Below are 19,840 nucleotides of genomic sequence, written 5' to 3' on the forward strand. Positions count from 1 at the left end.
GGGGGGGGGGCGGCGGGGCGGGGGGGGGGGGGGGGCCCGGCGCGGGGGGCCCCCCCCCCACTTGGCGTATGTCACCGCGCGCGGTGCCGAATGTCGCCCACGAGTGGTGCCGAGTGTCTCCCGCGCGCGTGGCAGTGGCTCAGGGCTGGCGAGTCCTGCCCATGGTCGCCGTGAACGTCTCCGGGTCGTCCTCGAAACCGTGGATGCCGGGGCGGAAGTCCCACGTGCCCGATTCCTGGCGTACGAACTCCGCGATCGTCGTCGCCGTCGAGCCCAGGACGCCGCCGAAGTCGTCCTCGGCCAGGACGGTGTAGCCCTCGCGGATGCGCAGGGCCGGCTTGATGACGCTGACGAAGGTGCGCTGCGCCGGGCGCTGCTGGATCACGACTCCGACCATCACGCGCGCGTACCGGCTGTCGAGCCGGTCGAGCTCCGCGGTCATGACCTCGTCCCAGCCGAAGCCCTTGCCGTCCTTGCTGTCCCGGTTCAGATAGATCGTGCCGTCGGGAGAGCGGCTGTCGAAGTGCACCACGTAGGCGGGATCCCCGTACGGGTCACTGGACAGATAGGTCGCGGCGACGATGTCCAGATCGGTGGGCGGCTGCCCGGCCGGACTCGGATCCCACTTGACCGAGATCTCGACTTTCCGGATCCCCTTGTTGATGGCGTTCACCAGGCTTCCCCTTCCCCGTTCCGCGTATGCCGTCGACCTGAACTGCCCAGCAGCAAAGGCCGGTTGTCCATCCTGCCACGCGCGCGGGATCGTGCGCCGGGGAGCTCTCCGGTCGAGCGTGACCGGCGCCACGCTCCGTGGCCTTACCATGGCGCGGTGCTGGTCAAGTGGATTCGCTGCACCGTGGTGGACCGCCGCGGCTTCGAGCGGGGGCAGCGAAAATGGGCGGGGCTTCTGGGGGAGCCGGGGTTTCGGGGGCAGGGTGGGGGCTGGAGCCGGGGGCGGCAGGGGGTGGTGCACGTCTTCTCGTTCTGGGAGAGCCGTTCCTTCTACGACTCCTTCATGGCCCGTTCCCACGACAGGCTGGCGGCGGCCCAGTCGGGCACCTTCAAGGACATACAGGTCAAGCTCTTCGACCACCGCTTCGACGTGAAGACCGGCTTCGAGCCGCGCTTCACCGACGCGGACCTGGTCAGAGTCGCCCACTGCCGTGTCCATGAGGATCGCGCCGAGCACTTCACGCTCATGCAGGAGAAGGTCTGGAACCCCGCGATGGCCGGCTCGCCCGGCATGATCCGCGGGCTCTTCGGCGAGGCGCCGGGGCAAGAGTTCCTTGTGCTGTCGATGTGGCGGTCGGCCGCGGAGCACGGAAAGTACCGCACGGAGCGGGTGGAGCGTCTGGCGCTGCGAGCCCAGACGGAGGCGGACGTCGCGGCGCTCACGGGTGACATCGTGGACCTCGAACCGGCGTGGACCGTTTGAATTCCGAACCCTGTGATTCGTGCGCCCTGATGTGACCTGTGGTGCAGGAAATGTGTGACGTACGCCGTATGGGGCCCGTACGAGTGCTCGATCGGCCGTCACTCGATCTAGGGTTTTGGCATGGCACGACCACGGCGCATCGTCCTTGTCCGGCACGGAGAGTCAACGGGCAATGTTGATGACACCGTGTACGAGCGTGAGCCCGACCACGCACTGGCCCTGACCGAGCGAGGCTGGCGGCAGGCAGAGGAGACGGGAAAACGTCTGCGGGAGGTGTTCGGCCGTGAGCGAGTCAGCGTGTACGTCTCGCCCTACCGCCGTACGCACGAGACGCTCCGTGCCTTCCACCTGGATCCCGAGCTCATACGCGTGCGCGAGGAGCCCCGGCTGCGCGAGCAGGACTGGGGGAACTGGCAGGACCGCGACGACGTACGCCTCCAGAAGTCCTACCGTGACGCCTACGGGCACTTCTTCTATCGCTTCGCCCAGGGCGAGTCCGGCGCCGACGTGTACGACCGGGTCGGCAACTTCCTGGAGAGCCTGTACCGCAGTTTCGAGGCCCCCGACCACCCGCCGAACGTGCTGCTCGTGACCCATGGCCTGGCCATGCGGCTGTTCTGCATGCGCTGGTTCCACTGGACGGTCGCGGAGTTCGAGTCACTGTCGAACCCCGGGAACGCGGAGATGCGGATGCTCGTTCTCGGGGACGACGGCAAGTACATGCTTGACCGGCCTTTCGAACGCTGGCGAGATCCGGAACCGTACGGGATCACCGGATAGAGTGGCAGGGAGATGACCGCTGATTCCTCACCTGAAGGGCGCCTGGACCGCGCCCGCGCCAGCCTGCGCGGACTCGCGGTGGGGGATGCGCTGGGCTCGCAGTTCTTCGTGCCGGTGAACTACCCGCTGCTGAAGCGGCGCGAGCTGCCGTCCGGTCCCTGGCAGTGGACTGACGACACCGAGATGGCCTGCTCCGTGGTCGCTGTCCTGGCAGCCCACCACCGCATCGACCAGGACGCGCTGGCTCGCTCCTTCGCCGAGCACCACGACTTCGACCGGGGCTACGGCCCCGCGGTCAATCGGCTGCTGCGCCTGGTCAGGGAGGGCGGCGACTGGCGCGAGCTGTCGGCCGCGCTCTTCAACGGACAGGGGTCCTGGGGCAACGGCGCCGCGATGCGCATCGCGCCCCTCGGTGCCTGGTACGCGGACGATCCGGAGCAGGCGACCCACCAGGCCGAGATCTCGGCCTACCCCACCCATCAGCACCGCGAGGCCGTCGTCGGCGCCATGGCCGTCGCTGCGGCCGCCGCACTGGCCTCCGCGCCCGGCGGCCCGCCCAGCCCAGGATCGCTCCTCGACGACGTCATCGCCCTCGTTCCGAAGAGCGCGGTCGGAGCGGGCCTGCGGCGCGCCCGGGACATGCTCGACTACGACGACGCGGCCACGGTCGCGGCCGTCCTGGGCTGTGGTCGGCGTACGACGGCACACGACACCGTGCCCTTCGCACTGTGGTCGGCGGCGCGGGCTCTCGGTGACTACGAGCAGGCCTTCTGGGTGACCGCGCAGGTCGGCGGTGACGTGGACACCACGTGCGCCATCGTGGGCGGGGTGATCGGCGCAGGGAAGGCTGGGGCGATGCCGACCGAGTGGGCGGAGCGGACCGAGGCGCTCCCGGTGTGGGTGCCGACGTCGGCGTAACACCACTCTGACCTGCCCGACCCCTCGCCCTGCCAGAATTTCAATAACTTTCTGTGTCCGTCGGGAACTCTGCGTGACTGGCGATCCGTTGTCGTGGCAGTCGGTGTGCGACCGCTGGGGCCGCACATGCAGGTGACACACGAGGGGCGCAGGAGGTGGGGCCATGGGACTCATGTCGGTGGTGGGCGTGCTGTGCGTCGTGGCGGCCGCCGCATGGGTCGGGCTTCGGCATTCCCTTGCCAACGGGGTCGGTCCGACGTCGGTCGCCGGGGAGGTGGTGCGGATGGCCGGTTCGTCGTCCTCGTCGCCGGTCCCCCGGACGCGATCCGGCCACCCGCAGTCCATTGCTCGCCCTGCCGGTGTCTGCCCTTCCTGGTCAGCCGGCCATCGGGCCCGCTGTCCCGGCGAGGGCATCCAGGTCGCTCTTTCGGACCCGGATCACCAACCAGGCGGTGGCCAGGGCGAGTACGGCCATCGCGGCGGCCGCCACGAAGCCCGTCGAGATGCCCTGCGTGAGCACTTCGTGGCCCCAGGGGCCGGGCAGCTGCTGGGTGTTGGCGAACTCCGCCTTCTGTTCGGGCGACGCCTCGGCCATGAACTTCGGCAGCTGCTTCTCCGCCTCGTCCTTGCTGGCGGAGCCGAACACCGTCGTCAGAATGGACAGGCCCAGCGAACCGCCCACCTGCTGGGTGGCGTTGAGCAGCCCGGACGCGGCACCGGCCTCGTGCTGGGCGACGCCGGAGACCGCCGTGATCGTCAGTGTCACGAAGTTCAGGCCCATACCGAAGCCGAACATCAGCATCGGTCCGAGCACTCCACCGACGTAGGAACTGTCGGAGCTGATGAGCGTCTGCCAGGCCAGCCCGGTGGCCGTGAGTGCCGAGCCCACGAGCATGAACGGCTTGGGGCCGAGCACCGGCAGGAAGCGCTGCGAAAGGCCCGCCCCGAGCGCGATCACGACCGTCACCGGCAGGAAGGCGAGACCGGCCTCGATCGGGCTGTACTGCAGCACGTTCTGCACGAAGAGAACGATGTAGAAGAACATGCCGAACATCGCCGCGGCCAGGCTGAGCATGATCACATACGTGCCGGAGCGGTTGCGGTCGGCGAACATCCTGAGCGGGGTGATGGGCTCCTTGGCTCGCGACTCGATGAAGGCGAAGGCCAGCAGCAGGACCACCGCGGCGCCGAAGGAACCGATGGTCAGGCTGTCCCGCCAGCCCTCGTCGGCCGCCCGGATGAAGCCGTAGACGAGGGACGCCATGCCCGCCGTCGAGGTCAGTGCGCCCGCTATGTCGAAGCGCCCCGAGTGTCGTTCGGACTCGCTGATGTACAGCGGTGTGAGCAGGGCGATCACGATGCCGATCGGCACGTTGACGAAGAGCACCCACCGCCAGTCGAGCCACTCGGTGAGCATGCCGCCCGCGAGCAGGCCGATGGCTCCACCGCCGGCGGAGACTGCGGCGAAGACGCCGAACGCCCGGTTCCGTTCCGGGCCTTCGGGGAACGTGGTGGTGATGAGCGCCAGCGAAGTGGGCGAGGCGATCGCGCCGCCCACGCCCTGGAGCACGCGTGCGGCCAGCAGTTGCCAGGGTTCCTGAGCGAGTCCGCCGAGCAGGGAGGCCAGCGTGAACAGCAGGATGCCGGTCATGAAGACCCGGCGGCGGCCCAGGATGTCACCGGCGCGGCCACCGAGAAGCAGCAGACCGCCGAAGGTGAGGGTGTAGGCGCTCACGACCCAGGTGAGGTCGGTGGTGCTGAACTTGAGCGCGTTTTGAATGTGCGGGAGTGCGATGTTCACAATCGTCGCGTCGAGTACCACCATGAGTTGGCAGGCCGCGATGACGGTGAGTGCGATGCCAGGATGCCCCTCCCGGCGGGCCGCACCTGGTTTCTGGTCCTTGATCAACTGAGAGGTTGTCACTATGGGTCCCCCACAAGTGCCTTAGTGAACGCTCGCGTTCACTGTCGCGTCAACCGTAGTGAGTCCCCAGTAGTGAACGCAAGCGTTCACTGAAGTCGTCATCGCGCGGCGTTTCCCCCGTAGTTGCCGCGCGCTGCCCCCTTGTCCCCGGAAATCCGCTTCCCTTGTTCGTTGGAGACGCTCAGATGGTTACCTCGCGCTGGACGGCCGCCTCAGCTCAGACGGCCTCCCCCCGTCGGCGCGGCGTCGTGCTCGAACGCGCGATCCTCGATGCCGCGCTGGAACAGCTCAGTACGGTCGGCTGGAACGGCCTCACCATGGAGGGCGTCGCCGCGGGCGCCCAGACGGGCAAGGCCGCCGTCTACCGACGGTGGCCGTCCAAGGAGGACCTCGTGGCCGATGCGCTGCGGGCCGGACTGCCGACCTTCGAGTCGGCTCCCGACCTGGGGGGCGTGCGCGAGGACCTGCTTGAGCTGTGCGGGCAGGCGCGGGACGCGATGTTCTCGCGTCCCGGTTTCGCGCTGCGTTCGGTGATTCACGAATGCGACAGTCTCCAGGCCGAGCGCTTTCATGGCGTGATCTTCGACGGGGTCGTGGAGCCCACCATCCGGTTGCTACGTGAGGTCATCACCCGCGGAATTGAGCGGGGGGAGGTGCGGGCCGATGCGGCGAACGGCTATGTTTTCGACGCCATCCCGGCGATCATGATGTACCGGTCAAAGATGTGCGGCAGTGAATGGAACGACCGTGACATCGAGGAGATGATCGACCAGTTGATGGTTCCCCTGCTCCGTCCCACGGGGCCCTGAGTGATCTCTTCGCCGGCATGGCGGTTGCTCCGGTGGACCAGGGTGTCGAAGCGGGTTCGCGGCGGCGTACGCTTAGGGCGCCATGCCGTACGAACCGCCTACTCACACCGTCGAGCGCTCCCTTCGAGCCACGACCGGAGCGAAGGTCATTGCCGGTGTCGACGAGGTGGGGCGCGGCGCGTGGGCCGGGCCTGTCACCGTCTGCGCGGCGATCACCGGACTGCGTCGGCCCCCCGAGGGTCTGACCGACTCCAAGCTGCTCACCGTCAAGCGGCGCACCGTGCTCGCCGAGGAACTTCGGACGTGGGTCACGTCGTACGCCCTGGGGCACGCATCCCCGGAGGAGATCGACGGCCTGGGGATGACGGCCTCGTTGCGGCTCGCCGCGGTGCGCGCCCTGGAGGCTCTTCCGGTCCGCCCCGACGCGGTGATCCTCGACGGGAAGCACGACTACCTCGGGACTCCCTGGCGGGTCCGTACGGTGATCAAGGGTGACCAGTCCTGCGTGGCGGTCGCGGCGGCCTCGGTGATCGCCAAGGTGCAGCGCGACAAAATGATGGCCGAACTGGGTATCGACCATGCAGACTTCGGTTTTGCGGACAACGCCGGGTATCCGTCGCCCGTGCACAAGGCCGCACTGGCGGAACGGGGACCCACCCCGCACCACCGGTTGTCGTGGGCGTATCTTGATGCGCTGCCCCAGTGGCGGCATCTCAAGAAGGTCCGCACCTGGGTGGAAGGAAGCGTTCCGGAGATCGAGGGCCAGCTCGGCTTCGATTTCTGACGATTCCGCTCGCACTTGTGTGCCACCCGCTCGCGCGAGCCGCACCAGCGTTTGATAAATATCAGCTCATGCCTCTCATTCCCGAGGAGCCTCAGATTCACGAGAGTGCCCAGGGTCCCCGCGCCACGCCGGCCAGTGGCCGTACCGCGCCGACCCCCCGCCCCGTACCCGGCCCCCGCCCCGCGGCTTCGTCGCGTCCCGGCCGACCCGGGCCCCCGAGGCCCGCGCCGCCGGTGCAACGTACGCCGCGTGACGTGGCCGTGACCAAGCCCGGGCCCTCGGCCCCGGCTGCCCCTGCCGCCCAGGCTGTGGCAACCCCGCAGATCCAGTTGATCCCGGCGTCTCCCGAGGGTGCGCTCGACGCTGCCGAGGAGGCTGTCGACCTGCTCCTGGAGTCGGGCCGCGCTCCCGGCGACGTGCTGGTGATCACCACGGGCGAACAGCATCCGTGGGCCGCTCACGAGCTGTCCTTCGGCGAAGCCTCCTACTGGGCGCAGCACGACGCGGGTGACGACGTCTTCTACGCCGCTGCCTCCGCAGTCGGTCGTGCCGCGTCGCGCCCCGTGGTCGTGGTCGCCGTCAACGGCGGTCCCGACTCCGCTGACGCCACCGTCCTGCCTCTGGCCCTCGGCCAGGCGAGCGCCCTGCTGATCGTCTGCGGTGACCCACAGCGGATCAACTCGGTGCTGGGCGCGGGAGTCTGAGCCGCTTCCGGCTCGTCCGGGGGGGGGACTCGCAGGACACCGGGGGACAGGACGCCACTGGGGTGTCGTCAGCACGGCGAGGCCTTCGGCGTGCACGGACGCGTGGGGGTGCGTACGGAATTCGCCGTGCGCAGGCCCTGCCGGTTCGGACGCGACTCCACGTCATACGGATGAGTCGTCGTGGGGCGTCCGGACGCGCGTCGGCCTCGGTCGTCGTGATCAGGGGCGGACTCGGGTCGTCGGAGCGTAGTACGCATGCGCGACCGTGGTCGCAGCTCGCAGCCTCGCGGCTGGGAACCCCTCTCGGTGTTCTCAGCGAGCTGCCGCGCGCCGCAGGACCTCCGAGGCCGCGCCGCCGGTGCGGGGCAGGGGGAGCGGTGCCTCGGACGTGTCGAAGGGCTCCGGTGACGAGTCGGAGCTGGGGCGGCGGCCGCCGCGGCCCTCGCCGAGGACCTGCCAGCCGTCACGGGTCAGCGTGATGTACGCGCCGCAGCGCAGCCCGTGCAGGGTGCAGGCGTCACGCAGGCCCCACATCCAGGCGCCGTCCTCCTCCGTCCAACGGGCGTCGCCCTCACGGCAGTAGAGCAGCACCGCGGTGCGTACCGGGGTGCGGCGGCGCAGGTCGTGCGGGATGACACGGCGCAACTGGGCGAGCAGGGCGTTGCGGAACATCCAGCCGTCGGCCGGTGTCGAGCGGCGGGTGAACGAGGCACTCGCCCGCAGTCGCTCGTCCGGGTCGAGTACGGCCACGATCGCGGTGTCCGGCCCGGGGCGGTGCCGTGAGTGCAGACCGCTGACCACCTCCCGGGGGTTACGCAGCAGCGGGATTCCCGCGGCCGCCCACTCCCCGGGTTCGAGCATGCGGGCCAGGGGGTTGGCGGATGCGGCGGACAGGTCGGCTGACGTCGACGTGGATGCCGCGGAGGACGGAGCGAATCCGAAGGTCACGGTCCTCCCTTCGGCTACGCGCCCACACTGCGGGCGGGGTCGGAATCGGGGGAGCGCACACCGCAGCAGAGCCCTACCGGATCACGGACGAGCCGCGCGGGGAGCGGACCTCAATTCTTCCTGCCGAACCGGAATGCGGCAACGAGCAATTGGGGCCACCGTCCGATATCCAATGGTGTGTGGGTTATATCCCTACCCAGTGCGTCACCGTGCGACGCATGGGTTGACCGGGCACAACCAGGTCGTACGGCTCTGATGCCTGAGAGATCGGGGGCGCGTCGGTTGCAGGCCGGGATTCGGGCGGCATTGATGTCACGGTCGGGCGGACGGCCGACGAGCCGCGATCTTGCCGTTCCGTCGACCTGCTGCACGCAGGAGACGGGGGCCGCTCCGCTCCCGAAAGCGGGGTGAAGTGGCCGACTGTCAGTGCTGTCGGGTTGCATGGGGGCATGGACGTTCTGGAGCTGCGTGCTGAAGCCGATGCCATCCTCGCCGAGCTCGTCGGTGCCCCCGACGGCTCGGCGCGCCTTCGGGAGGATCAGTGGCAGGCGGTGGCGGCTCTGGTGGAGGACCGTCGGCGTGCCCTGGTGGTGCAGCGCACCGGCTGGGGCAAGTCGGCGGTGTACTTCGTGGCCACCGCTCTGCTGCGGAGGCGTGGCTCGGGTCCCACGGTGATCGTCTCGCCGTTGCTGGCGCTGATGCGCAACCAGGTCGAGGCGGCGGCGCGGGCGGGCATCAGGGCCCACACGATCAACTCGGCCAATCCGGAGGAGTGGGAGGTCATTTACGGCGAGGTCGAGCGCGGTGAGACCGATGTACTCCTCGTGAGTCCGGAACGCCTCAACGCCGTGGACTTCCGTGAGCAGGTGCTGCCCAAGCTCGCGGCAACGACCGGCCTTCTGGTGGTCGACGAGGCGCACTGCATCTCCGACTGGGGCCACGACTTCCGCCCGGACTACCGGCGGCTGCGGGCGATGCTCGCCGAGCTGCCCGCCGGAGTGCCGGTCCTGGCCACCACCGCGACCGCCAACGCGCGTGTCACCGCGGATGTGGCCGAGCAGTTGGGCACCGGCGGCGGCGAGGCCCTGGTGCTGCGCGGTCCGCTGGACCGCGAAAGCCTGCGCCTGGGCGTCGTCCAGCTGCCGGATGCCGCACATCGCATGGCCTGGCTCGCCGAGCACCTGGACGATCTGACGGGCTCGGGGATCATCTACACGCTCACCGTGGCCGCGGCAGAGGAAGCCACCGCCTACCTGCGGCAACGTGGCTTCCGGGTGGCCTCCTACACAGGGCGCACCGAGAACGCCGACCGACTGCAGGCCGAGGCGGACCTGCAGGAGAACCGCGTCAAGGCGTTGGTGGCGACCTCGGCGCTGGGCATGGGCTTCGACAAACCGGACCTGGGCTTCGTGGTCCACCTCGGCTCACCGTCCTCGCCGATCGCCTACTACCAGCAGGTGGGGCGTGCCGGGCGCGGTGTGGAGCACGCCGATGTGCTGCTGCTGCCGGGCAAGGAGGACGAAGCCATCTGGCGCTATTTCGCTGATTCGGCCTTCCCACCCGAGCCGCAGGTGCGCGAGACCCTGTCGGCCCTCGCCGGCGCGGAGCGTCCGCTGTCCGTGCCGGCCCTGGAGGCCGTGGTCGACCTCCGGCGCACCCGGCTGGAGAGCATGCTCAAGGTGCTCGACGTGGACGGAGCCGTCAAACGGGTGAAGGGCGGCTGGATCTCCACCGGAGAGCAGTGGGTCTACGACGCCGAGCGGTACGCGTGGGTCGCCCGGCAGCGGGCGGCTGAGCAGCAGGCCATGCGTGACTACGTGAGTACGTCCCAGTGCCGGATGGAGTTCCTGCGCCGGCAACTGGACGACGACGGGGCTGCCCCGTGCGGCCGTTGCGACAACTGCGCGGGCGCCTGGGTCGACTCCAGCGTCTCGGCGGAGGCGCTGACGGGCGCGGTGAAGGAACTTGATCGCCCAGGAGTGGAGATCGAGCCGCGCCGCATGTGGCCGACCGGGATGCCCGCACTGGGCCTCGAACTCAAGGGCCGTATCGCGGCCAAGGAACAGTGCTCCACCGGACGGGCCCTCGGGCGGCTCTCGGACATCGGCTGGGGCAACCGGCTGCGCCCGCTACTGGCCGAGAACGCGCCCGACGGCCCGGTCCCGGACGATGTCCTGCGGGCAGCGGTGGCGGTCCTTGCCGACTGGGCGCGCTCTCCGGGCGGCTGGGCGCCGAACGTCCCGGAGGCGTCCGCACGACCGGTGGGCGTCGTTGCCGTACCGTCCATGACCCGCCCGCAGTTGGTCGGTTCCCTCGCGGAAGGGATCGCGACCGTCGGACGCCTCCCGTTCCTGGGCACGCTGACGTACGACAGGCCGAGCGGCGCCCAGGCGGCACGGCGCAGCAACTCCGCCCAACGTCTCAGGGGGCTGTTCGACGCCTTCGCCGTTCCCGAGGAACTGGCCGAGGCCCTGGCTCGCTCCCGCGGCCCCGTCCTGCTTGTCGACGACCGCACCGACTCCGGCTGGACACTTGCGGTCGCTGCGCGACTGCTCCGCCGGGCGGGCAGCGAGCAGGTTCTTCCGCTGGTCCTTGCGGCTGCGGGCTGACTCTTCCCGCACTGGACGTTCGACGGACGTCGCGGGCGACGCGAGCCGTGCACGATGACGGCCCGACGCCCGTCGACGACCAGTGCCGCTTGTTCTGGGACGGTGCTGAAGGGGCTACGCCTCCCCATCCAAGCCGGGTTGTCGTGCCCCTGATCGGACTTATCCACAGGGCAAACCGGAGGCTCGCGATCCGCGAGATCGTCTCCACATGACGAACCACGGCGAAACGACTGGATCTTCCGAGAACGACGACAGCGCGGGCAGCGAACAGCACCTCACCGCTGGGAAGGTCGACCCGAACGACGGGCATGAGGTGCACGGCGGGCCGGGCGGGCATGACGAACACCGACAGCGCTCGCCACGGACGGACGAACTCGACTGCACCGCGTACGGCGGGAGCTTGGCCGAGCACCAGGTCACCCTGCGCACCCCGGACGAACTGGCCGACGCGCTGCCGTATCTGCTCGGGTACCGCCCGGAGGACAGCATCGTGCTCGTCGCCCTGCACGACAGGGACGGCCGTGGCCGGTTCGGCGGGCGTGCGCGGCTCGGCATTCCCGCGAGTGCGGACGACTGGGACTCCGCCGCCAGGCAACTGGCTCAGGGGCTGGTGAGGGGCAGCGAGCGCAGGGGAGCCCGTCCCGGGCAGATGGTCGCCTTCCTCTGTCAGGAACCGGTGAAGGCGGACGGGGAGACGGGCCGACAGATCATGGAGCGGCTGCGACCGCTGGCCCAGAAGATGCGTCTCGCTTGCGGCAGCCTGGACGTGCCGGTGATCGAGGCGCTGTGTATCTCGGACGGCCGCTTCTGGTCGTACTGCTGCGACAGGGAGGAGTGCTGTCCGGCCGAGGGCCGACCGATGGGGCTGCCGGGTACGTCCGTCCTGGCCGCCGCGGCCACGTACGCCGGGGTTCAGGTGCGCGGCACGTTGCGGGAGCTGCGGGCCAGGCTGCTGCCCTGGGAGACGGCTGCCGCGCTGGAGCAGGAGATCGCCCTGGACACCGCCGGTACGGCGCTGGTTCCCAGGATTCTCGATGACGCGGCGCGCGTGGGTGTGGGAGAGGAGACGCTCCAGCTGGCCGAGCAGCTGCTCAGCCGGTTCGCCGCGGCCCCGCCCGTGTCCGGGACGCTCACCGAGGATCTCCGCGACGACGAACTGCTCGGACACGACGAAGCCGCGAGGCTCATTCTGGGCCTGCAGGACCGCGTGAGCCGCGACCGAGCGGCAGAGTGGATGGAGGGCGACGAGGCCGGTCCCGCCCTGCGGCTGTGGCGAGCGCTGGCCCGCCGCTGTGTCGGACCGTACTGCGAACATGCCGCCGCGCCTCTCACCCTCGCCGGCTGGGTCGCCTGGTCCACCGGCGACGACCTGGAGGCCCGAGAAGCCCTTGCCATGGCACTTGGCGCCGACCCCGACTATCTCTTCGCCCGCCTGTTGCACCAGGCCTGCAACGAGGGGCTGGATCCCGAGTCGATCCGCCGCTGCCTGCGCTCGGGGCGTGAGCGGCGGGAGGGGGGCCTGACCGACAAGCCGGAGAGGCTCGACGCGCCTGAAGGCCTCGACAAGCCGGAGAGCCATGACGCGTCGGAGAGGCATGATGCGTCTGAGAGCCATGACGCGTCGGAGAGCCTGGACAAGCCGGAGGACTTCGACAAGCCGGAGAGTGACGAAGAGCCGGTTCGGGCTGAGTCGGTGAAACGCGCGACGCGCCTGGTGGCGAGGTCTGCCGGAGGCGCTCGTCGCCGGTCTCGGCACCCCGCGGGTGCGGCCGGTAGTTTCCCCCGCTCCACGAGGAGCTCTGGGCGAGAGCGGGCCCCGCGCGTCCCGAAGAAGGGCGCCGTACGTCGGAGCGGGGTCCGTCCGGAAGGCGTTCGTTCCAAGAACGTCGGTGCCGAGGGGGACACGTGAGCAAGCTCGGGCCGCTTCCTTGGCGAGGTGGAGGAGGCGAACTGCCGGGGCTAATCGTGGACCTGCGCTCAGGCAGCCCCGACGGTTCAGGTCTGCCCCGTGAACTCGGCGAGTGCGGTGGCCCTCCGGCGGTGTCACCCCCGCCCAGGCGTGACCCGGAGGAGCCCCTCCCCGTTCACCTGAGTGGCGGAACGACTGGACCGGTCACACCGCCGCACCGCCCCTGTCACTCCGGATCTCCTGGCCGGCGTCGCACACGCCCGAGGCCCACTGAGCGCAGAGGAAGCCGCCCCATGCCACAGCCGACTCCAACCTTCCCGGCCTCCGACGACCGCACGCCGATCGGTGGGCCGGCGGCCTCCGTCAGGTTGGCGGAAGGTTCGCCTCTGACCGGCGGCGGCCTGGACCACGGTGCTCTCCGGCCTCCGGGCGATGCGGTTGGCAGTTCCCCGCCTGTCAGCCACGTTTGTTCCCAGCCGACCTCGGCGGAACAGGGCCGATCCATGGCCCGATCAGTGGACCAGTCCCCGCCTCCTGTCCGGCGGCCGTCGGCGGACCAGAACGGTCGCCGCTCTCCGCGGGAACCGTGGGAAGGACGGACCGAACTCCCCGTTCAGCCGACAGGCCAGACACGACAAACGAGGCTGGCCAGTCCGAGTCCGAGTCCGAGTCCGAGTCCGAGCCGTAGCCCGAGTCCGAGCCAGCCCCAGGCCCAGACCCGAACTCAGACCCGGCCCCGGCCCCAGAGCGTCCCGCCCTCATTACCCGCGAGCAGGGGCCCCACATCGCCACCGCCTTCCAACTGGCCCACCACCCACCTTCCTCCCACCCACGACGCGATGATCTGCGTCGCCCTCCCGGGCCTCGCCATCTCCACGGATCAGGGGCAGTTGACCGGCAAAGGGCTGGAAGGGTTCTACCGTGCGGGTCGGCGCGTGCTGTCGCGCTGCCAGGTCCGGGTGGCCGGACGCGAACCGCTGGCTGTCCAGGCCCGCATGACCGCGGCCGACTCCGCCCGCTTCGTGGGTACGCTGCGCGTCTCCCCGCAGAGGAGTCCCGACCCGGACGTCGTCGTCGAGCGAACCCGTCACGCGGACGGCACCGAGCGGATCACCCTGCGCAGCGCGGCCGTCCGACCGCTGCGGCTCCCGGTTGAGGTCGCTTTGGGTACGGACCTCGCCGACCTGGGGGCGATCGCGTGCGGCAACCCTGGACCGGAACTGCCCGCCAGCGTCCACGACTCCGGCTTGCGCTGGTCGTCGGCCAAGGGCAACTCGGCAGTGACGGCCGACCCGGCGCCCACCGACGCGTTGGCCTCCGCAGGACTGCTGCGCTGGGAGTTCGTACTGCCCCCGGGCGGCAGCGCGAGCATCGAGCTGCGGGTACGACCGGACGGGGCGGGACCCGTGCGGGCCGTGGGCCGGGCGGCGACCAGCCCGCTGGCGCCGGCGCGGGCAGCCGGCGACGATCCCAGAGCCGAGACCCTGTTGCGGACCAGCATCGAGGATCTCCAGGCCCTCCTGCTGCGCGACCCCGGCCACCCCTCCGACACACACCTGGCCGCCGGAGTGCCGTGGCGCTGCGGACTCGCCCCGGCCGATGCCCTGGCTGCGGCCCGGATGACCCTTCCCCTGGGCACCCGGCTCGCGGCGGGCACACTACGCACCCTCGCTCGCACCCAACGCCAGGGCCAGGGACCGCAGTCCGGCATGATTCCCGGGCCGATGCGGGACGCGGGCACGTATCTGCCACCGGGCTGCACCGGTACGGAGGCCACGCTCCTCTTCCCCACGCTGCTCGCGGAGGCCCGGCGCTGGGGGCTGCCCGAGCCCGAGACCGAGGAGCTCCTCCCGGCGGCCGAACGGTGTCTGACCTGGCTGTTGACCACGGCCGGGGACGACACGTACCTGCGTGACCCACAGCCCGGCGGCCCCGTCCGCTGCGAGACGCAGGCCCATGCCCACCGAGCGGCACTTCTCGGCGCCGACCTTCTCGACGCCTGCGGCAGACCGGGCGGCGCCGAACTGCGGAAGTGGGCCGGGGCGCTGCGGACGGCCTTCCGCGCGGAGCTCTGGATCGACGACGTGGGCGGCGGCCGACCCGCCGCAGCCCGGGCACCGGACGGACGCCTTGTGCCGCATCTGGGCGCCGCAGCCGTCCATCTCCTCGACACCGGCCTGCTGGGCGGGGGAGAACAGGCGCCCGGCCTGCTCGACAAGGTGCAGACCGAACAACTCGCCCGGCTGCTCGGTTCTCCGGTCATGGACTCGGGTTGGGGACTTCGCGGACTGGGAGCGAAGGAGGCCGGACACAACCCGTTCGGACACCGCGGTGGCGCCGTGCGTGTGCACACGACCGCGCTCGCCGTCGCGGGTCTGGCCGCGGCCGACTACGAGAAGGAGGCCAGTGCGCTGCTGCGGGGAGTACTGGCCGCGGCGGAGGCGTTCGGCCACCGGCTGCCGGAGATGTACGCGGGGGAGCAGCGAACCGACGGCAGCGCTCCTCTCCCGCATCCGGCGGCCTGCCGCCCCGCAGCCACGTCGGCCGCGGCCGGGGTTCTCCTGATGACCACCCTCGCGGGCATCCGCCCGGACGCCCCCGGAGGCACGGTCACCTTGCGGCCCATGCGTAGCGCACCGTTGGGCGAGATCGTCCTGACGGGCCTGCGCGTCGCCGGCGCCCCCTTCTCGATACGCGTCAGCAGGCTGGGTCTCGCCATGGTCGAGGAGGCGGCCGACGGGCTCCAGCTGCGAGCGTGACCTCGTACGACGTCACACGGCACGCCGTGCGGGAGAGGGCGGTGGAGCGTATACCGGCCGAATTGGATCAGCCGTCGACGGGGTCGGCGAAGGGAGTGTTTATCGTCAGGCAGACGACTATGATCGCCGCATGCCCTACGACCCGTCAGCCTTTCCGCCCTTTGCCGTCACCGTGGACCTGGTCGTGCTGACCGTGCGCCGCCACGCCTTGTGCGCGCTGGCGGTGCGCAGGGGCGAACCGCCGTTCCAGGGGCGCTGGGCACTGCCCGGCGGGTTCGTACGGGCCGACGAGGACCTGGCGCAGGCCGCGGCGCGAGAGTTGGCCGAGGAGACCGGGCTGCGCGCCCATGACCCTGCCGTCCCGGCCCAGGACAACGGCGCCCACCTGGAACAGCTCGCGACATACGGCGATCCCAAGCGGGACCCCCGGATGCGCGTGGTCAGCGTGGCCCATCTCGCGCTGGCCCCCGACCTGCCCCCTCCCCGCGCGGGCGGCGACGCCAGCAACGCCCGCTGGGCGCCGGTCGACGAGCTGTTGCAGCAGGGTGGGTACGGCCGGGACGGCGAGCCGGTCGCGCCGCTCGCCTTCGACCACGCGCAGATCCTGGCCGACGGGGTGGAGCGCGCCCGCTCCAAGATCGAGTACTCGTCCCTGGCCACCGCGTTCTGCCCCACCGAGTTCACGGTCGGCGAGCTGCGCCGTGTCTACGAGGCGGTGTGGGGCGTGGCACTGGACCCCCGCAACTTCCACCGCAAGGTGACGGGCACGCCGGGCTTCCTCGTCCCCACCGGCGGTACCACCACACGTCAGGGCGGCCGCCCTGCCCAGCTCTTCCGGGCCGGCGGAGCCACCCTGCTCAACCCTCCGATGTTGCGCCCCGAGGTCTGACGCGAGGGCCCTGGGCGAGGCGCCCCGTCAGGCCGGACGACGCCTGTCCGAGCAGGGAAACGACCGGAACGCGGGGCAGGCAAGGGCGAACAGAGATCAGCCCCGGCCGATTGCCGCGCGGGCGACGGGCCTTGCGCTGCCCGGAAAAACGGACATAACGCGCTATCTTGCTGAGGGTGATCCAGGCCATCGGACTGACCAGCGATTCCCGCAAGGGGCTTCCTCCTGCCGTCGACGACGTCTCCTTCGAGGCGCGGGCGGGACATGTCACCGCGCTGCTCGGGGTATCGGGAGCGGGCAAGACGGCGGCGCTCAGACTCATGCTCGAACTCCAACGGGGTCGTGGGGTCACCTACTTCAGAGGGCGCCCCCTGCACCGCATCGCGCATCCGTCGCGCGAAGTCGGCGTGCTGCTGGGCGATGTCCCCGGGCACCCCGCCCGCACCGTCCGCGGCCATCTGCGCATGCTGTGCGCCGCCGCGGGCGTCCCTGTGCGGCGCGCCGACGAAGTCCTGGAGGTGGTCGGCCTCGTCAGTCTGCGGGAAGAACGCCTCGGCACCCTCTCGCGCGGCATGGACCGCCGCCTCGGCCTGGCCTGCGCGATGCTGGCCGACCCGCACACCCTCGTGCTCGACGATCCCGCGGGAGGGCTCTCGACCCGCGAGAGCCGTTGGCTGTACGGCATGCTGCACGCACACGCGGCCCAGGGCGGCACGGTCCTGCTGACCACGGCCGACCCCAAGGAGGCCGCGCGCACCGCCGACCGGGTCGTCACCCTGGAGCGGGGCAGACTCGTCGCCGACCAGAAGGTCGCCGACTTCTCCCGGACCCGGCTGCGCCCCCGCGTCGCCGTCCGTACCCCTCACGCCTCCCGTCTCGCCGCCCTCCTGGCCAAGGAGGCGCGCAGCAAGCAGCGCTCCGTCGAGGTGGTGCGCGAGGGCGGCAACCGCCTCTCCGTGTACGGCAGTACATGCGCGGCGGTCGGTGAGACCGCGTACCGCCACGGCATCCTCGTCCACCAACTCGCCGACGAGATCGGGGACATGGGACCGGACGCCGCGGCGGACTGCGCGGATCGCTCGGATCACTCGACGGGGCAGCGAGCGGACGAGACGACGCCGCTCATGCCGGTCAGTGAGGCGGTCCCGGCCCGTGTCCGTGGGCGTGAGGCCAGGAAGCCGCCAGTGCTGGTGCCTGCGCCGACGTCGGACAAGGGGTCGGCCGCGGTCGACGATCTCACGGCGCTCCACGAGGAGCCGCCGACGCCGGGCGGGGGCCGTCCGACCACGCCGCAGGCACGCGTGAGCGAACCGCGAACGGCCGACTCGTCCACAGAGGGGCAGAGCGCTGCCTCGCCGGCCGCCGATTCGCACGCGTCGGCCGCTTCGGTCGAGGTCCTTCCCGAACTCCCGCCTCCCATCTCAGTCCGCCCCGCCCCCAGCCCCCTGCGCCCCCTCCGCTATGAGCTCCGTCGCGCCGGCGGAGTCGGCACGGGGTTCCTCACCGCCGCCGCGGTGCTCGTGGTGTCCGCCCTCACCGCCGTACTTCTCGCCCGTGTCGGACACACTCCGCACCCGCGTCTGATGGTCGCGTGGCCGCGGGAGCTGCCGCTGCCGCCTGCGGCGCTCGGGGCCGGCCTGCTCGGCGCGATCGCGTTCGGCGACGAGTTCCGCCACCCCGCCCTGGCCGCGGATCGTGGCACCGTCCCCCGTCGGCTGGGGCTGCTCGCCGCGAAACTCCTCGTCGCCTCCGCCACCGCGCTGGCCCTGGCCGTCCTCACCGTGGGCTGCAACATCGAAGTGCTCTATCTCGTCTACGGACGGGAGCTCGCGGAAGTTCCCGCCGACTGGCTTTGGCTGAGCGCGAGTTGGATCGGGCTCGTCGTCGGATGCTCCTGGGCCGGAGTGCTGGCAGCAGGGCTCTTCCGGTCGACCACGGCCGGGCTCGCGGCGGTGGTCGCCGTCCCCATCCTCCTCGTACCCCTCGTGCAGAAGGCCGTGGAAGGGCCGTCGGTGCGTACCGCGGCCGGATTCCCGCTGCGGCTGCGCGAGCTGCTGCTGTCGCAGTGGCCGTTCGGAGGCGAGCGCTATATCGCCGCAACCGCGCGCGTGATCGCCCAACCCGTGGGCGGTGCACTGGCGTTGTCGCTGGCCGCGCTGCTCGCCGCCTATCTGCTCACCACGCTGCGCAGCAGGGTCCGATGATGACCGTCCGTGTTCTTCCCAGCCCCGTCCTGCACACAACTCCCCGGGGAAAGCCCATTTCTTTCCGATAAGGCGTCAATTGCGACGGGGTGAGCGATCACCCTTTCGTGTGCTTTTCACCAAAGACCTCAAGGGAGTTGGGGACGGCGCCGACAAAGGATCCGTGAGTACCCTTGCGCACACCATGATGACCGCCGCCCGCGCCGCCGACTCCGGTCTCGCCGGCCCGGGCGATCTCGACCGCTACCCCTACGCCGAGGCCCCCGTCGCCGACCGCGTCGCATCCCCCGCCTGGGAGGGCGCGGATCCGGACCTGGGCCGTGTCGGCAGGCGCGCCGCGGGCAGCCGCGGACGCGGGCTGCACGGCCAACTCGTCCAGCAACTCGGCCAGATGATCGTCTCCGGTGACCTGGGCGCCGACCGCCCGCTCGTGCCCGAGGAGATCGGCCAGCGTTTCGAGGTCTCCCGCACCGTCGTCCGTGAGTCGCTCCGGGTCCTGGAGGCCAAGGGCCTGGTCAGTGCCCGGCCGAACGTCGGCACGCGCGTGCGCCCCGTCAGCGACTGGAACCTCCTCGACCCGGACATCATCGAGTGGCGCGCCTTCGGGCCCCAGCGTGACGACCAGCGCCGTGAGCTGAGCGAGCTGCGCTGGACGATCGAGCCGCTCGCCGCCCGCCTCGCGGCCGGGCACGGGCGCGACGACGTCCAGCAGCGGCTCGCCGACATGGTCGAGATCATGAGCCACGCGATGGGGCAGGGTGACGTCCTCACCTTCTCCCGCGCCGACGCCGAGTTCCACTCGTTGCTCATCCAGGTCGCGGGCAACCGCATGCTGGAGCACCTGTCGGGGATCGTCTCGGCCGCCCTCCAGGTCTCCGGTGGCCCGGTCACGGGCTGTGACCGGCCGAACGAGACGTCGCTGGCGCAGCACAGCAGGATCGTCGACGCCCTCGCCGCCGGTGACGGGGCGGCCGCCGAGGCGGCCATGCGTCAACTGCTCACCGTCCATCCCGAGGTGGAGCGCGTGGTGCCCGCGCCCCGTGAGCACTGACCGCACACCCGGGTCGCGCGGCTGAGGGCGCCTCCCCCCTCCTGGGGCGTCGCTCGGACAGCGCACCCTCTCCCGTCGGACCCGCAGGATCCACCGCGATCCTGCGGGTCCGACGGT

At 70.9% G+C, this 19,840-nt stretch carries 15 protein-coding genes; 12 read left to right on the forward strand and 3 right to left on the reverse strand.

The features are described 5' to 3' along the window. Positions 1-139: 139 nt before the first annotated feature. Positions 140-673, reverse strand: coding sequence for a TerD family protein (locus tag POF73_RS34780; protein ID WP_272123096.1), 534 nt, complete (start codon positions 671-673; stop codon positions 140-142). Positions 674-829: 156 nt separating this feature from the next. On the opposite strand from POF73_RS34780, the gene POF73_RS34785 reads away from it, so the two are divergent. The 3 genes from POF73_RS34785 to POF73_RS34795 all read left to right on the forward strand — a co-directional run bounded on the left by POF73_RS34785 (position 830) and on the right by POF73_RS34795 (position 3,133). Continuing rightward, positions 830-1,435, forward strand: coding sequence for a YdbC family protein (locus tag POF73_RS34785; RefSeq protein WP_272123097.1), 606 nt, complete (start codon positions 830-832; stop codon positions 1,433-1,435). Positions 1,436-1,555: 120 nt separating this feature from the next. Then, a complete protein-coding gene (locus tag POF73_RS34790) occupies positions 1,556-2,215 on the forward strand; it encodes a histidine phosphatase family protein (protein ID WP_272123098.1) in 660 nt (219 codons plus the stop codon). Between the two features lie 12 nt (positions 2,216-2,227). Then, positions 2,228-3,133 (forward strand): ADP-ribosylglycohydrolase family protein, encoded by a 906-nt coding sequence (locus POF73_RS34795; RefSeq protein WP_272123099.1) that lies wholly within the window; start codon positions 2,228-2,230, stop codon positions 3,131-3,133. Positions 3,134-3,509: 376 nt separating this feature from the next. On the opposite strand, the gene POF73_RS34800 is transcribed toward POF73_RS34795, so the two are convergent. Continuing rightward, positions 3,510-5,057: an MFS transporter gene (locus POF73_RS34800; RefSeq protein WP_272123100.1), complete on the reverse strand. Its 1,548-nt coding sequence runs from the start codon at positions 5,055-5,057 to the stop codon at positions 3,510-3,512. Positions 5,058-5,242: 185 nt separating this feature from the next. On the opposite strand from POF73_RS34800, the gene POF73_RS34805 reads away from it, so the two are divergent. The 3 genes from POF73_RS34805 to POF73_RS34815 all read left to right on the forward strand — a co-directional run bounded on the left by POF73_RS34805 (position 5,243) and on the right by POF73_RS34815 (position 7,354). Next, a complete protein-coding gene (locus POF73_RS34805; RefSeq protein ID WP_272123101.1) occupies positions 5,243-5,866 on the forward strand; it encodes a TetR/AcrR family transcriptional regulator in 624 nt (207 codons plus the stop codon). 82 nt (positions 5,867-5,948) lie between these two features. Continuing rightward, the gene (locus POF73_RS34810) at positions 5,949-6,650 is read left to right on the forward strand and encodes a ribonuclease HII (RefSeq protein WP_272123102.1); all 702 of its coding nucleotides are present in this window, start codon (positions 5,949-5,951) and stop codon (positions 6,648-6,650) included. A gap of 68 nt (positions 6,651-6,718) precedes the next feature. Beyond that, on the forward strand, positions 6,719-7,354 hold the full coding sequence (locus POF73_RS34815) for a hypothetical protein (protein WP_272123103.1): 636 nt from the start codon (positions 6,719-6,721) through the stop codon (positions 7,352-7,354). Positions 7,355-7,666: 312 nt separating this feature from the next. Here the strand turns inward: POF73_RS34815 and POF73_RS34820 are convergent, their stop codons facing one another. After that, entirely contained in the window at positions 7,667-8,302 is a 636-nt protein-coding gene (locus POF73_RS34820; protein WP_272123104.1) for a hypothetical protein, read from the reverse strand. A gap of 449 nt (positions 8,303-8,751) precedes the next feature. On the opposite strand from POF73_RS34820, the gene POF73_RS34825 reads away from it, so the two are divergent. The 6 genes from POF73_RS34825 to POF73_RS34850 all read left to right on the forward strand — a co-directional run bounded on the left by POF73_RS34825 (position 8,752) and on the right by POF73_RS34850 (position 19,723). Then, positions 8,752-10,911: a RecQ family ATP-dependent DNA helicase gene (locus POF73_RS34825; RefSeq protein WP_272123105.1), complete on the forward strand. Its 2,160-nt coding sequence runs from the start codon at positions 8,752-8,754 to the stop codon at positions 10,909-10,911. Between the two features lie 208 nt (positions 10,912-11,119). Next, entirely contained in the window at positions 11,120-12,820 is a 1,701-nt protein-coding gene (locus POF73_RS34830) for a DUF4192 domain-containing protein (protein WP_272123107.1), read from the forward strand. Between the two features lie 839 nt (positions 12,821-13,659). After that, positions 13,660-15,579, forward strand: coding sequence for a glycogen debranching N-terminal domain-containing protein (locus tag POF73_RS34835; protein ID WP_272123108.1), 1,920 nt, complete (start codon positions 13,660-13,662; stop codon positions 15,577-15,579). 130 nt (positions 15,580-15,709) lie between these two features. Next, a complete protein-coding gene (locus POF73_RS34840) occupies positions 15,710-16,468 on the forward strand; it encodes an NUDIX hydrolase (protein ID WP_272123109.1) in 759 nt (252 codons plus the stop codon). Between the two features lie 176 nt (positions 16,469-16,644). Next, a complete protein-coding gene (locus POF73_RS34845; protein ID WP_272123110.1) occupies positions 16,645-18,672 on the forward strand; it encodes an ABC transporter ATP-binding protein in 2,028 nt (675 codons plus the stop codon). Between the two features lie 163 nt (positions 18,673-18,835). After that, complete coding sequence (locus POF73_RS34850) at positions 18,836-19,723, forward strand: FadR/GntR family transcriptional regulator (RefSeq protein ID WP_272123111.1); 888 nt, start codon at positions 18,836-18,838, stop codon at positions 19,721-19,723. The last annotated feature ends 117 nt before the right edge of the window (positions 19,724-19,840 follow it).

It is taken from the genome of Streptomyces sp. HD (assembly GCF_028369295.1).
Classification (GTDB): domain Bacteria; phylum Actinomycetota; class Actinomycetes; order Streptomycetales; family Streptomycetaceae; genus Streptomyces.